Origin of the sequence: Tabrizicola sp. M-4, from assembly GCF_051132405.1 — a bacterium.
Classification (GTDB): Bacteria; Pseudomonadota; Alphaproteobacteria; order Rhodobacterales; family Rhodobacteraceae; genus Paragemmobacter.
Genome location: NZ_CP128607.1, coordinates 45,712 through 60,411 on the forward strand (window position 1 = coordinate 45,712; position 14,700 = coordinate 60,411).

11 protein-coding genes and 1 pseudogene are annotated in these 14,700 nt (G+C 61.7%); 6 read left to right on the top strand and 6 right to left on the bottom strand.

Annotated elements, in window-relative coordinates; translation table 11 throughout:
* The first annotated feature begins 54 nt into the window (after window positions 1-54).
* From TabM4_RS20160 to TabM4_RS20175, 4 genes and pseudogenes are all read left to right on the top strand, one after another.
* The gene (locus TabM4_RS20160) at window positions 55-1,281 is read left to right on the top strand and encodes a site-specific integrase (protein WP_305249811.1); all 1,227 of its coding nucleotides are present in this window, start codon (window positions 55-57) and stop codon (window positions 1,279-1,281) included.
* Entirely contained in the window at window positions 1,275-2,192 is a 918-nt protein-coding gene (locus TabM4_RS20165; RefSeq protein ID WP_305249810.1) for a tyrosine-type recombinase/integrase, read from the top strand. The genes TabM4_RS20160 and TabM4_RS20165 overlap by 7 nt, the downstream gene beginning before the upstream one ends.
* Window positions 2,189-3,196 (top strand): tyrosine-type recombinase/integrase, encoded by a 1,008-nt coding sequence (locus TabM4_RS20170; protein ID WP_305249809.1) that lies wholly within the window; start codon window positions 2,189-2,191, stop codon window positions 3,194-3,196. The genes TabM4_RS20165 and TabM4_RS20170 overlap by 4 nt, the downstream gene beginning before the upstream one ends.
* 122 nt (window positions 3,197-3,318) lie before the next feature.
* Window positions 3,319-3,711 (top strand): annotated as a pseudogene (locus TabM4_RS20175) (antitoxin of toxin-antitoxin stability system); the annotation flags it as partial.
* A 75-nt stretch (window positions 3,712-3,786) separates the two neighbouring features.
* On the opposite strand, the gene TabM4_RS20180 reads toward TabM4_RS20175, so the two are convergent.
* From TabM4_RS20180 to TabM4_RS20205, 6 genes are all read right to left on the bottom strand, one after another.
* Complete coding sequence (locus TabM4_RS20180; RefSeq protein WP_434622572.1) at window positions 3,787-3,996, bottom strand: hypothetical protein; 210 nt, start codon at window positions 3,994-3,996, stop codon at window positions 3,787-3,789.
* 62 nt (window positions 3,997-4,058) lie between these two features.
* Window positions 4,059-4,325 carry a hypothetical protein gene (locus TabM4_RS20185; RefSeq protein WP_434622574.1) on the bottom strand — a complete coding sequence of 89 codons (267 nt, stop codon included), beginning with the start codon at window positions 4,323-4,325 and terminating at the stop codon, window positions 4,059-4,061.
* A gap of 41 nt (window positions 4,326-4,366) precedes the next feature.
* The gene (locus TabM4_RS20190) at window positions 4,367-7,228 is read right to left on the bottom strand and encodes a class I SAM-dependent DNA methyltransferase (protein ID WP_434622576.1); all 2,862 of its coding nucleotides are present in this window, start codon (window positions 7,226-7,228) and stop codon (window positions 4,367-4,369) included.
* A gap of 114 nt (window positions 7,229-7,342) precedes the next feature.
* Entirely contained in the window at window positions 7,343-7,948 is a 606-nt protein-coding gene (locus TabM4_RS20195) for a mobile mystery protein B (RefSeq protein WP_434622578.1), read from the bottom strand.
* Complete coding sequence (locus TabM4_RS20200) at window positions 7,945-8,478, bottom strand: hypothetical protein (RefSeq protein ID WP_434622580.1); 534 nt, start codon at window positions 8,476-8,478, stop codon at window positions 7,945-7,947. The genes TabM4_RS20195 and TabM4_RS20200 overlap by 4 nt, the downstream gene beginning before the upstream one ends.
* A 157-nt stretch (window positions 8,479-8,635) precedes the next feature.
* Complete coding sequence (locus TabM4_RS20205) at window positions 8,636-8,932, bottom strand: hypothetical protein (RefSeq protein ID WP_434622582.1); 297 nt, start codon at window positions 8,930-8,932, stop codon at window positions 8,636-8,638.
* A 303-nt stretch (window positions 8,933-9,235) separates the two neighbouring features.
* Between TabM4_RS20205 and TabM4_RS20210 the strand changes: the two genes are divergently transcribed.
* Together TabM4_RS20210 and TabM4_RS20215 are read left to right on the top strand one after the other, a co-directional pair.
* Window positions 9,236-13,609, top strand: coding sequence for a strawberry notch-like NTP hydrolase domain-containing protein (locus tag TabM4_RS20210; protein WP_434622584.1), 4,374 nt, complete (start codon window positions 9,236-9,238; stop codon window positions 13,607-13,609).
* A gap of 11 nt (window positions 13,610-13,620) precedes the next feature.
* On the top strand, window positions 13,621-14,652 hold the full coding sequence (locus TabM4_RS20215) for a DUF7146 domain-containing protein (RefSeq protein WP_434622847.1): 1,032 nt from the start codon (window positions 13,621-13,623) through the stop codon (window positions 14,650-14,652).
* Window positions 14,653-14,700 lie beyond the last annotated feature (48 nt).

Below are 14,700 nucleotides of genomic sequence, written 5' to 3' on the forward strand. Positions count from 1 at the left end.
GCGAGAAGTGGTTCGCCGGCATTTTCCGGCATTGAACCCATGTCAGGAGAACGAATGTCCAGCACCCCCAAGAAAAGGCGGAACACGCCGCGGTATCTCACGCTTTCAAGGCTTCATTTCGCCGGCCCCTACTTCGAGGGCTATGTCCGTTGGCTTCAGGGACGGAATTACACCAAGACAACGATTTCGATGCTGACCATCTACTTGGGGCATTGGACGGATTGGATACACGACGCCGGCTATGATCTCAGTACCATCCACAGCGGCTACGCAGCATCCGTACCGGCCTTCAGGGCCATGCCGAACTACTCCATGCGATTGCGATCAGGTGCCCTCTTCGTTCGCTTTCTTGAAGAACTGGGTATTGTCGACCAACTGCCGAAGCCGCCGTCGCCGAGTGATCGGTGGCCGATCCTTGGCGAGTTCCGGGATTGGATGCTCCGAAATCGTGGGGTGATGGACAGCAGCCTCGACACCTATCAGAACATCCTTGTTCACATGTTCCGCGTCCTTGGCGACGCGCCTGAGGCTTATAGCGCCCATGCCATCAGGGAGTTTGTGCTGGGACGCGCGGGCATGCACGGCGTTGCTCATGCAAGGATGACGGTGACCGCCACTCGCGCATTCCTGCGCTTCCTGATCGCAACTGGACGTTGCCCGGCCGGCCGTGATCAGGCCATCCCGAATTTTGCGGGCTGGCAATTTGCACCAGTACCAGACTTCCTCAACGACGCTGACATCACGAGGATCGTGGCTGCTTGCAGCGGCGAGGCCCGCCTGCGCGATCGCGCGGTCATTCTGTTCCTTGTCCGACTCGGCTTGCGCGCAAGCGAAGTCGCAAACCTTGAGTTCGATCACATCGACTGGCGGAACGGTCGCATTGCCATCAGGGGTGGCAAGTCCCGTCGTGAAGAATGGCTGCCTCTTCCGCAAGAAGTCGGCGAAGCCCTGCTGGCCTATCTGGACAGGGGACGGCCGTCATTGGCCACGCCGCGCGTGTTCGTCACAGCGCAAAATCCAATGCGTCCGATGTCGAGGTTTGCTGTGAACTGCCTGGTTCAGGCGGCTCTTGACCGGGCGGGCATCCAGAGTGGTCGACGCGGTTCCCATCTGCTTCGTCATTCGGCGGCGACAGCGATGCTTCGGCACGGAGTCAATCTTGCAGGGGTCGGAGCGGTCCTCCGGCACCGCTCGCTGTCCACTACCATGCAATATGCGAAGGTTGACTTCGCTCTGCTCCGCGAAATTGCCCGGCCCTGGGCGGGGGAGGCTGCATGCTGATCGAGGAAATCAATCGCTACATCGCATTGCGGAGGTCGCTTGGCTTCAAGCTCAAGGAGACGGCCAAGAACTTGGCTTGGTTCGGCCAGTTCGTCGAAGCCAGAGGTGAGCGACACGTCAGGACGGCAACAGCGGTGGCCTGGGCTGAAAGTGCGTCGACGCCAGACACTCGGTATCGCCGCATCACGGATGTCATCCGTTTGGCAACCTTTCTGCACGCAGAAGACGCTGCACATGAGATTCCGCCGGGAGGCATCTTCAAGGCGCATCGGACCAAGTTCATTCCTTACATCTTCACGGATGATGAATTGGCGAGGCTCATCGTTGCATCTCGGATCAGGCAGCTGAACGAAAGCTCTCCAGTGCGGCGCGAAATCTATGCCGTCCTGTTTGGCCTGATCGCATCGACCGGACTACGAATATCGGAGGCCTTGAACCTGACCCTGAATGATGTTCTGCCGGATGGCATCTTGCACATCCGAAAGACCAAGTTCGGCAAGAGCCGGATGGTACCGCTACACCCAAGCGTGCCTCCCATTCTCGACCGGTACATGGAGCTGAGGCTGGCCGTCGCGGCCAGCGACGATCACCTCTTCCTTTCCGAAGGAAAGAGGAAAATCTATTACTCTGTCCCGCAAAGGGCGTTCCACGAAATCCTTGCCATCGCGGCGATTGCGCCCGGTCGGTCTAGGCGCCCTCGGATCCACGATCTGCGCCACACCTTCGCGACACGGGTGCTGGAAAAATCTGGGGCCGGGCGCGAAGCGATCGCGCGCAATGCTGTCGCGCTGATGACGTACATGGGGCATTCCAACCTCCGATACACGTACTGGTATCTGCATCGGACGCCCGAGCTACTGGCCGAAATCTCTGCCGCAGCCGAGGAACTTTTGACGGAGGGCGGCTCATGACAGCCCTTGCGCCGGTCATTACGCAGTTCATGCAGGATTACCTGCCTCGGCAGCGCGGGTTCAGCGCCCACAGCAGCGAAACCTATGCGCATGCCTTCAAACTGCTGTTCCAGTTCGCGGCGAGGCGTGTCGGATCCAGCCCGTCGCAGCTCAGTATCGAGCAGCTGGACGCACCATTGATCCTGGCCTTTCTGGATCATCTCGAGACTGATCGAGGAAATGGCGCCACTTCGCGAAATGCACGGCTCGCAGCCATCAAGTCGTTCATGCGGTTCGTTGAATACCAGTATCCAGCCCTCCTGGCTCAAGTCGCGCAAATCCGGGCGATCCCGACAAAACGTTGCGAGAGCAAGCTGGTCCAGCACCTGTCCAAGGACGAGGTGCAGGCAGTTCTGAATGCTCCCGATGTCACGACGCGCTTGGGTGCCAGGGATCGCGCCATGATGCACCTTTGTTTTGCGGGAGGGCTGCGCGTGTCGGAACTCGTAGGGGCTGCCTTGACCGATCTGGTTCTAGGCCAGACTCCAAGCCTGCTGGTTCGAGGAAAAGGGCGAAAGCATCGGCACTTTCCGCTCTGGAAGCAGACGGCTTCAGACTTGCGGGCTTGGCTTGCCGTGCGGGGGCTTGCGCCTGCACCGGAGATCTTCGTCAATGCCGAAGGGAGAGCGATGACGCGATCCGGGTTCGAGTATGTGCTCGACAAACACGTCGTGAAAGCTTCTCAGCACTGTCCATCATTGGCGGGGCGTTCAGTGTCGCCCCACCAGCTCAGGCATAGTTGCGCCGTGATCATGCTGGAGGCGACCCGCGACATCCGAAAGGTCGCGCTTTGGCTGGGACACGCGGACATCCGAACGACCGAGACCTATCTGCGCGTTGATGCTGCCCAAAAGCTCGAGGCTGTAGAGGCGGTCATCCCGCCCGAGCTGCGTCGCGGAAAGTTCAAGGCTCCGGATGCGTTGATTGCGATGCTGATGACCGGAAGGAAAAACACGCTGACCTGAACCCGTGCGGAATTATGCGGAGCGGATTGTCGAAAATCCCTCGCGTTTACAGCGTGATGACCTGACCGCTCCGCATAATCCGTCGCTCGGCATAACAGGCGTTATGCGGTGCTCCGCATAAAGCCTGCTTCGAGGGATATCTCAGCCACGCCAAGGGCGCGACTGCGAGCATCAGGGATTATGCCCCACAGGACACAACCTTGCATGGCATCGCAGACAGGCTGCAGGCGATCCAGCGGCGGAACTTCTATCAGCTTGCCGCCGAGGCCGGCCACCGGGGTCGCTACTATCACGAATTCACCATGTCCGTGGACGTCACCCGCGACAGCCAGACTGGCCAACCACCGACCGACGATGCTGAGGAGGTTGTGACAGAAATTTTCCGCGATCTGGCCCGCTGGCTCTACCGCCAGCTTCAGGCCGAGTATGACCATCTCACCTCAGACGAAGCGATCGAGGAGGGGATCGTGATCAATGAGTACACCTTCACCGAAGCCGGACGGCGGTTCGGGTGAGCTTCAATGACGCGTTACAGCTGATAATCGTTCGGTCCAGATGTCTGACGGACGGCTCTGTGCTCGCCAAGTTTCTCAGGTCTGCTTGTTTGCACTGTGCTGCCCGCGGATTTCCACCGCACGTTTATGCTCTGGCCTGTTGATCTTGACCCCAAGACCGAATGCAGCGCCGTCCAAGATGCGGCGCGCGTGGGGGTCGTTCATACTGGCGGCCTCTTCGTGCAGCCAGGTGATCAATTCGCGTGCAGCATCCTGATAGCCGCGTTGGTATTCAGAGATGTTCATGACTTGGCCTGTACTGCGTGCAAATTGCGTTGGTAGAAATCTGGCCCAGTGCCGATCGTGTGTCAGCCCTCCGGGCCGGTCTTTTTCGTGCCTGCGGCTTGCGCGAAAGTGGCAATCGACATGCTGATTTCTGCAAGAATTCCCACGACGACACCGAACGCCAGCAACTGCATGTCCGTCTTGCTCGCGGCGGACAGAGAGTTCCACATCGGATGGCCGGGCAGGATGCCGCCTTGACCAAAGGAGACCACCTGCAAGTAACCGTAGTGCAGAATGCTGCCTGCAACACATAGCCAAGCGATGACGCGTCCTGCTTTGGTAAAGAACATGATCAATTTTCCTATACGATCCGGACAAAAGGGCGGTTTGGCTACTTGCTCACCCGCTCTTGGTTCAGCTTGAAGAGGCGGGCGAGGATTTCGTCTTCGGTTAGCAGGCCTGCGCGCCAGTCGTCGCCCCAGCCGTAGGCTTCAGCCACCGCCTCATCGAGGGCGGCGTGAGCGTTTTGCAGCCAAGTGGGGCGCTGGTTGTAAAGGTTGGTCAGGGTGCGCAGCTTGAGCACCTTGGCGGCGGCTTCGTCTTTGGGGAGGATGCGGTCGGGAAAACCCGGCACGACCTCGGGAACGCGGATCACCTGGTCGGCGGGGTTCAGCCAGTTCTCGCGCAGTTCATTCAGTCGGGCGGCGGCGGCGGCAATCTTTAGCGCGCGAGGATCAGAGGCATAGTCCGCGGCGGGAATGTTCGGGGTCAGGCCCTCGGGGAAGGGGAAAGTCGCAAAGGTGGAGGTGTGCGTATACCTTGGCCGATCCTGCAAATCGGAACCCTTCCGAAGGGCCCATATTTCATGGAACCTAGAATGCAGGATCCCAAAAGTAGTATCGTCCTCCCTCGGTATGACGATCAGATTCTTATCCGGGAGGACCGGCAGGCTCAGCCAAACAAATAGCCGGTACTGAGCAGTTTCCGGTGTGATGATGTAACGTTGAGTACCCGCGATTCTTGAACGCATCTCTGGGCGTGGCCAGTGGGGCTCCCACCAGCGTGGGCCGGCACGCTCTCCCAACTCGGTTCGCAACTGCTTGACTGTCTTGCCATCTTCGTCCGTCGCCACCTCAAGATGAGAGAACGGAGACGCAAAGACGGAGGCGTCAAGTTCGGACAGGTTCAGGGGCAGGTCGATAAGCCACATGTCGCGTGGGCGGCCTGTCACATCATCGCCGTTCCAATAAGGGCGCAAGACTTGGTGGTTTGAACTTCCGTTCGGATTCTGAGGTTCGGCCATCCATTCCCGAGCCAGGCTGCCTTCGATATCGAATGGCCCGCTTTTTTGAATGCCCAAATAGGCAGCGTCCGCGTTCTCGCTTAGCGTCGCTGTTTGGGTCAGATCTAGCCCGCTGGTGAGGTCAGCATTGATGGCGTCAACCGTTTTCCCGTTCAGGGTTGAGGATTGGGTACTTTCTCCAAAACACACCAAGGAGACATCAACCGCCGCCCCGTCGATGGTCCACTTTTCTTCGCTCCACGCGTCGAAAACCCGGCTGGATTCAATAATCCGCTTCATCACAGGCAGGTTTGTGTTCTTGCGGATCGAATTCGTTGCGACGAGGCCTGCGCGTTTGGCCCGTCCTGACGCGATCATTTCTCGGGCATTTTCAAACCAATAGCAGACAAGATCGGTGAAGCCTGGGAGTCGACCGGCATAGATTGCCCGAATACCTTCGGTCTCGGCAATGCCAAGCTTTCGCTTCATCAACTTCGCGCCGAGATACGGGGGGTTGCCGACTATTGCGTCGGCTGATGGCCAGATTACCGGATTTCCAGCAGGGTCAATGATCGCGTTGCAATTCTGGATCGTATTCAGGCTGCGCAGGACCGGGTTGCGGGCGGCGTCAAACCCGTTGCGGCGCATCCACTGGATCTCGCCGATCCAAACCGAGACCCTGGCGAGTTCGGCCGCATAAGGGTTGAGTTCGATGCCCAGCACGGCCTCGGGGCCGATGCGGGGGAACTCGCGGGGCAAGCCCAAGGCCTCGGATTCCAGGTTCACTCGGTGCTCGAGGTTCTTCAGCTCCAACAACGCCAGATACAGAAAATTACCCGAACCACAGGCCGGATCCAGCACGCGGAAGGCAGTCAGTCGCTCCATAAAGGCGACACGCAGTCTGTTGGCTTCGTTCGTAGCCTTTGTCTTGGTGGCACCCGTGGAGGCCGCGGCCTTGGCCAGCTCCGCCTCGATCTGCGCTTTGACCGCAGCCCATTCGGCCAGCAGAGGTTCGACGATGACTGGGCGGACGATCATCATGATCTTGTCGCGGTCAGTGTAATGGGCGCCGAGCTGGCTGCGCTTGTCGGGGTCGAGGCCGCGTTCGAAGAGGGTGCCGAGGATCGAAGGATCGATGTCGGACCAGTCGAGCTTCGATGCTTCGATCAGGTCAAGGATGTCGGCCTTTTCCAGCGGTAGGGTGCCATCGGTGTCGAAAAGGCCGCCGTTGAACCATTCGATCTTCTTGAAGTCGATCCGGCCGCCCTTGCGCATGGCCTCGAACAGAGTGCGAGAGTTCGGCTCGAATTCAGTGGGATCGATGCGGCTGGCGTCGAGCATTTGTTCGAAGAGCTTGTCGGGTAGGAGGCCGACGTCTTCGGCGAACATGCAGAAGATCAGCCGGTTGACGAAATGCGCGACCGCGTCTGGCGCGTGGCCCCGGGTCCGTAGGCGTTGGGCCAACGTGGCGAAGCGCTGCGCGGCCTCTTCGGTCAGGAGCTGGCGGGTCTTGCTGGGCTTCAGCTTCTCGGGATCGGTGAAGCAGGCGCGAAGAAGGTCGCGTTTTCTGGCGTCCAGGAGGTCGTCGAGCGTAATGTGATGTACCTGCTGGACTGTGTTCGTCCAGTTGGTGTGAATGCGGATGCGGTCCATGTCGGACACGATCAGGAGCGGCGGGTTCTCCAGCGCGATGGCATATTGCTGAAGTTGCGAAAAGGCTTTGTCGAGGTCTTTGGCCTTGCCTTTATACTCCCAGGCGAAGCAGTTCTTGCGCCAGACGTCGGCCCAGCCTTCGCCGCCCGAGGTCTTGGATGCGCCCTTCTCGAAGGCGAAGAAGTCGCCCTTAGGGTCATCGCTGATTGGGTCGTTGATTCCCAAGAGGCGGCAAAGATCGATGAAATGGTGCTGGGAGGTGGAGCGTTCTTTCAACTCGACCGCGTGCCATTTGGCGATGAATTCCTGCGGCGTCATGAAATACCCCTTCCTATACTTGCGGGCGAGTTAAGCGGGCCGGACTGGCAGGGTCAACGCGATTTCCCGGTGGAATCTGCCCATGCGTTTCTTTCATGGCTCGGCAGCAGACGGCTATCTTGCGATTGACTTCACGAGCGTCACTAAGGGATCGAAATCATACTGGTCTGCCGCCCGGAGGGCCGCGATGTAGGCCGTGCGGTGATCACTTTCGGCGTTGAGTGTCCCTTCTCCAGACCAATCCAAGAAGATCTTCGGATCGATCCTCGCCAGATAGGCGTCGGCCATGATGCGTGCCCAACGACCGTTGCCATTTGCAAAGGGGTGGATCCAGACAAGTCGGTGATGCAGGCGCGCCGTGGCTTCGAGCGGGTCAAAGCTCTTGTGATCGCGCCAATACCGGGCATCGTCGAGGCAGGTCCGCAGCTCTGTCGAGATGTGCCAGACCGGCACCCCGATGTTCTTGTCGGTAAGCCGATAGACGCCCGCCCAATCCCAGACTTCGCCGAAGAGCTGCTTGTGAATTTCCCGGACGGCGGCATCGGTCAGAAGGTCGAAGCTTTTCGGGCGACGGTCGAGCCAGGTCAGACCCTCGATGATGTTCTCGCCTTCGAGTTCGTTCAACTCGCCGCGCGTCGCGACGTGTTTGGCCTTGAGCCCAAGCAATTCGTCCGGCGTCAGTGGGGTTGCTCCGGCGGGTTCGTGCAGTTCGAGGGTCATTGCCAGAAATCCCGCCGCCCTTCGCGGATAATGTCCGCTGCCAGTTCCTCTACCATCTGGGTCTCACTGCGCAGCCCCTCGGTCTGTTCTTCCAGAGCCATGTGGGCTCGTGTGCGCTGAATGATGCGCCGCGCCTTGGAACGGGCCTGAGCCAGAACAATCTCTTCCACCGGGCCCTCGCGCGGGATGATCGCATAGACGAGGCGGCCCCCCATGGCCTCGGCGATCTTTTCCAACTGGTTGACGGAGATGGTTCCGGCCTGTTCGGTCTGAATTGCGGCGTAGATGTTGTTGCGTGAGATGCCGAGGCGTTCGGCGAGGGCTGGAGCATTCATCCCGATCGCCTCCTGGAACGTCGCGATCCAGCCCCCGAAGGGCTTGGCAACTGACTTAATCAGAGTTGCGGCTTGGTTGACCCTGTCTTGGGCCTGACGCTGCTTTGCTCGGGAGACGGACATCTGCCAACCTATGAGATTGCTTTCGTGGAAGTATCGCCATGCTAAGATATGGCAAAATGTCACGATCAGCAATAGTATAGGTTTGCTAGTCGTTCAAAGTGGCAATCCTATAGCTTTGCAAATATGATGTATTCGCCATGCTGAGGGTTGGCGGCGACCGCAGCCTCCTCCGTCATGCCTCCGAAGAGCGTGGTATCGACTCGCCGCCTGCCAAACTAGAAGTGCTCGATCACCTGTTCCCGTCGATCCATTTCGACATCAGGCCCTTGTCACGGAAGCATTCGTCCGGCACTGCGCGACGCTTGATGCGGGCGAGGCGTTCGGCAAATGCGACCTGCTTGGACGATGGCAGACGGCCCAGCTCGGAGACGGGCTTCAGGTTTGCCTGGGCCTCGATCCAGGCGCTGAGGCTGCGTCGGTCCTGTTGAACCTCCCAAGGCAGAAGCGTCTGGTTGCGCAGGGCCAGAGCGCGTGCATAGGCGATCTGTTTCGGCGTGGAGGGCAGGGCAAAGGTGGTGCTTTCCATCGGGTATCTCCCTTGGCTCGTCACTCTCAATATAGAACATAACGGGAACATATTCAACGCTGGCGGGGCCTGGGAGACCGAGGGAGGCGGAATTCGGGTGGGCACCTCCCGGCGTGCCGCCATGACCGAGCCTTGGTTCTGCGAACGGGAGCCAGCCTTGGCCGTCTCCCCCCATGCGGGCAACAGTCCCTGGCGCAAGAAGGGGAAAGGGAGGGAGAGGGCTGCCGGAAGGGGTCAGGTTCCGGCGGGTGAGAGAGAGCGCCGTGCGGGACTGACCCCTCCGGCTCTCTTGAGGTTTCCCCGATGAACGATCTGTTCGCTGTGACGCTGGCGCCTGCGCCGACTGCCGTGCCGTCTCATTCCATGACGGCTTCCCGCATCTTGGCCGTGGCTGAGGCGCTGCAACCTGATCTGGCGAGTGGCGCTCAGATTGACGCCCTGCGCTTGCGGTTGGAGATGGAGCGCGCCTTTGGCGGCTCCGATGCAGTTGGCGCCTGGGACTGGAAGCTTGCCTATGAGGCGGGTGAAGCGGCACTCGTCCTGTTCCTGCGGAAATTCGGTCGTGCCTTGCTGGCCCGGGCTGGCTCGCCGGGTGCGCTGTTTCCTATCCTCGCCAAAGTCTCAGGCCTCCTGCCCACCCACACAAGGCGGTCAGAGGAGATGGAGCGCTTCCAGCAGTTCTCGACTCCTTTGCCCATGGGGCTCGCGGCTTTGGCGGCCGCGCAGGTCACGCCGCGCGATTTGGTCCTCGAACCTTCGGCCGGGACCGGGCTTCTTGCAATCCTCGCGGAGATCGCGGGCGGCAGCCTTGCGTTGAACGAATTGGCCGACACCCGTGCCGATCTTCTGCGGCTCCTGTTTCCGTGTCGCTCCGTCACTCATTTCGACGCTGCACAAATCGACGATCATCTGGGTGCAGGGCTGCGCCCGAGCGTCATCCTGATGAACCCGCCGTTCTCGGCTGTGGCCAATGTCGATGGCCGCAGCACCGAGGCGACGGCGCGGCATCTGCGCTCGGCCCTTGCCCGTCTCGCTCCCGGTGGTCGGCTGGTCGCCATCACTGGCGCCAATTTTGCGCCCGATGCGCCAGCCTGGGCCGAGACCTTCACCCGCCTGACCGAGACAGCGCATCTGGTCTTCACCGGCTCCGTGTCTGGCGGTGCCTTCGCCAAGCACGGCACCAGTTTCGAGACGCGGATTTCGGTCTTCGACAAATGCCGTGGCGGCGAGCAAGGCGGCATCACAGCCGACCTCGCCCTGCCCATCTCGCCCGACGTGGCGCATCTGCTGGCCCGGATCACCGCCGAAATTCCGCCGCGCCTCGAACTCATGCATGACGCCTCGACCGGGCAGGGTCGCTCTACTCCCTTCCCGGGAAATCCTGCCGGTGCCGCAAAGGCCACCGCCAACAAATCTCGGACTTCCGCCTCGGCCTCGCCTTTCGGCGCGATCACGCCCGTCGACGCCGAAGATCTCGCCTATATCCTGCGCGAGGCGACTGAAGACGACAGCGCTGCGCGTCTTTCGGATGCGATCTATGAAACCTTCCGGCTTCAAGCCTTCGACATCCCCGGCGCGGCCTCGCATCCGACCAAGCTCGTGCAATCGGCGGCCATGGCCTCGGTCGCGCCCCCAAAACCGAGCTACCGCCCGAAACTGCCTGCTGTCGTGTTGCGCGACGGCCTCCTCTCCGACGCGCAGCTTGAAACCGTGATCTACGCGGGCGAGGCGCATGGCGCGCATCTCGCGGGGTCATGGTGCGTCGATGAAGCCGGCGACATGGTTTCCGCCGCGCCGGACGATGCTGGCGATAGCGTCCGGTTCCGCCGGGGGTTCTTCCTCGGTGACGGCACCGGCGCCGGCAAAGGCCGCCAGTCCGCCGGGATTCTGCTCGACAACTGGTGCCAAGGTCACCGCAAGGCGCTCTGGATTTCGAAGAGCGACAAACTGCTGGAAGATGCGCAACGTGACTGGTCCGCCCTCGGCCAGGAGCGCCTGTTGGTCACGCCGCTCTCGCGCTTTGCGCAAGGTCGCGACATCCCGCTGACCGAAGGCATCCTCTTCACCACCTATGCGACGCTGCGCTCCGAAGAGCGTGGGGCGAAGAAATCCCGCGTCGACCAGATCGTCGACTGGCTCGGGGCGGATTTCGACGGGGTGATCCTCTTCGATGAAAGCCATGCCATGGCCAATGCCGCCGAATCGAAGGGCGAGCGCGGCGATACCGAGGCGTCGCAGCAGGGCAGGGCGGGCCTGCGGCTGCAGCACAAGCTGCCGAACGCCCGCGTGGTCTATGTCTCGGCCACGGGTGCTACGACGGTTCACAACCTGGCTTACGCGCAGCGACTTGGGCTCTGGGGTGGCGAAGATTTCCCCTTCGCAACGCGCGCCGAGTTCGTTGAGGCAATCGAGGCGGGCGGGGTCGCAGCGATGGAGGTCCTAGCCCGCGACCTGCGGTCTCTTGGTCTCTACACCGCCCGGTCGCTCTCCTATGATGGTGTCGAATATGAGATGCTGGTTCACGCGCTCAGCCCAGAGCAGCGCGGCATCTATGATGCCTATGCCGGGGCCTTTGCCATCATCCACAACAACCTTGCAGCCGCGATGGAGGCTGCCAACATCACGGGCCAAAATGGCGGCGCCCTCAACCGGCAGGCCAAGTCCGCCGCGCGTTCGGCTTTTGAATCCGCCAAACAGCGTTTCTTCGGCCATTTGCTGACCTCGATGAAAACCCCCACGCTGATCGCGGCCATCGAGGCTGATCTGGCAGCAGGCCATGCGGCCGTCGTCCAGATCGTCTCGACCGGCGAGGCGCTGATGGAACGCCGCCTTTCGGAAATCCCGACCGACGAGTGGAACGATGTCCGGGTTGACATCACGCCCCGCGAAAGCTGCCTCGATTACCTGCAAAATTCCTTCCCGGTCCAGCTCTATGAGCCCTTTACCGACAGCGAGGGCAATCTCTCGTCCAGACCTGTGGTGCGCGATGGCCTGCCGGTCGAGTGCCGTGACGCCGCCCGCCGCCGCGATGCGCTGATCGAACATCTGGCCTCGCTGCCCCCCGTTCCAGGTGCGCTTGACCAAATCGTCCAGCGCTTCGGCACCGATCTCGTGGCCGAGGTCACCGGCCGGTCGCGCCGCATCGTGCGCAAGGGCGAGGGTCATGCCGCGCGCCTCGTCGTGGAAAGTAGGGCGGGTTCGGCCAACCTCGCGGAAACCGCCGCCTTCATGGACGACCAGAAGCGCATTCTGATCTTCTCCGATGCTGGCGGGACGGGGCGCAGCTATCACGCCGATCTTGGCGCGAAAAACCAGCGCCTGCGCGTTCACTACCTTCTCGAACCCGGCTGGAAGGCCGACGCCGCCATCCAAGGTCTCGGCCGCACCAATCGGACCAACCAGGCGCAGCCGCCGCTGTTCCGTCCGGTGGCCACCGATGTGAAGGCAGAAAAGCGGTTCCTCTCGACCATCGCACGCCGCCTCGACACGCTTGGCGCCATCACGCGCGGTCAGCGCCAGACCGGCGGGCAGGGGCTGTTTCGACCCGAGGACAATCTGGAGTCGCCCTATGCCCGCGACGCCTTGCGCCAACTCTACCGCCGCATTTATCGCGGTGATGTGTCGCGCTGCTCGCTTGGCGAGTTTGAGGATGCGACCGGCCTCAGCCTGACCGACGACAATGGGCTGAAGGACGACCTGCCGCCGATCACGACCTTCCTCAATCGCCTGCTGGCGCTGACGATCGACATGCAAGCCGTGCTCTTCTCGGCTTTCGAGGAATTGCTCGATCAGCGCATCGAGGGGGCCATCGCAGCCGGAGTCTATGATCTTGGGCTCGAGACGCTGCGCGCTGAAAGCTTCCGCGTCACGGACGCCCGGGTGATCTACACCCATCCCGGCTCCGGCGCAGAAACCCAGCTTCTGACCATCGCCGAAAAGCGCCGCAACACGCCGACCTCGCTGGCCGATGCGCTGGACTGGCTGGATGACCCGAAGGCACGGCTTCTGGTCAACAGCCGCTCGGGCCGGGCCGCTGTACAGGTGCCCGCCACCAGCCTGATGCTCGACGACGGCACCATCGAGCCCCGCTTGCGGTTGATCCGCCCGACCGAGGCCAGCACTGTCCCGGCCAAGCTGATGGAGGACACCCATTGGCTCGAGGCCAACCGCGCCGCCTTCGCCGCAGCCTGGACTGCGGAACTCGCCGAGGTGCCGGAGTTCTCGGAAGCCACGCTACACATCGTAGCGGGGCTCTTGCTGCCGATCTGGAAGCAGCTCCCCCAGGACGAAACCCGCGTCTACCGTCTGCAGACCGATGACGGTCAGCGCATCATCGGCCGCCGAGTCTCGCCCGCCTGGGTCGCGACCAAGCTGGCAGACGACGCCCCGAAGCTTACGGCCGCTGAGGTCCATGCCCTCGTTCTCGAGGGCAAGACCGTCGTGCGTCTGGCCGAGGGGATGGAGTTGCATCGCTCCCGCGTCATGGGCGTGAACCGGATCGAGCTTTCGGGCTTCACGGAAGCTCATAAGGATCGCCTCAAGGCGGATGGCTTCTTTTCGGAGATCATCGCGTGGAAACTCAGGCTCTTCTGCCCGACCGATCCCTCCGGGATCGCGGTGCTTGAGTGGCTGCTTGCGCGGTTTGCGGTCGCTGGTCTACATGCACGCAATGGTTGAATTGTGTGATCATGTCATTGGAAACAGAAGACCTCTTGCGCGAGCTTTCGTCCCGTGCCGAAAGCGTTTGTCGTCACTACTTGTCCAAGGGGCGGCGGGAAGGCTCCTATTGGATCGTGGGCGATCTGCAGAACAATCCCGGTCGGTCGCTGTTCGTGCGTCTGACCGGCCCCACATCGGGGCCTGGTGCCGCCGGCAAGTTCACCGACGGCGCCACCGGCGAACATGGTGATCTCCTCGATATCATCCGCGAGCGGACGGGGATCTCCCGCTTTCCCGACCTTCTGGCCGAGGCCCGAGCGCATCTTGGTCGTCCGCAGCCGGTCCTCCCGGATGGCCCTTCCCCGAGAAAATCGAAGTCCCCCGGGGGCACGCCAGAAGCAGCTGCACGCTTATTTGCGGCCTCGGTTCCTATCGCAGGCACGCTTGCGGAAACCTACCTCCGCTCCCGGGGCATCACCCTTGGCGACACGACAGGCACCCTCCGCTTCCACCCGAAGTGCTGGCATCGGGATGAGGGCCAGACCAAGAGCATTCCCCGCCCGGCGTTGATCGCGGCGGTCACCGATGGGGCTGGTTCCCTGCAGGGTGTGCATCGCACCTGGCTTGCGCCTGACGGCCGAGGCAAGGCGGCAGTCGAGACGCAGCGGCGGGCCATGGGTCACCTTCTTGGCAATGCCGTCAGGTTGACCCCGTGTGATGACATCCTCGTTGTCGGCGAAGGCATCGAGACCATGCTCTCCGTTCGTGAGGCCGCCCCCGGCCTTCCCGTCTGGGCCGCTCTCTCATCGGGTCACCTCGGAGCCGTCTTGTTGCCTGAAGGGTTGCGGCGCCTCTACGTCGCCATCGACCGCGATCCTGCCGGGCAGCGCGCAGCGGAAAGGTTGACCGCCAGAGCCACCGAGGTCGGGATTGCAGTACGGGTGCTCGAGCCACGGCTTGGGGACTTCAACGACGATCTTCGGGCAGACGGACCGGCGGTACTGCGTCAGCATCTGGCAAAGCAGATCGGTCCCGAGGATCAGCAGCGCCTGGGAATCTGATCTTCTCCGCGCAAGGGGCTGTTCGGGACAGTGGGGCAGGGGGAACGG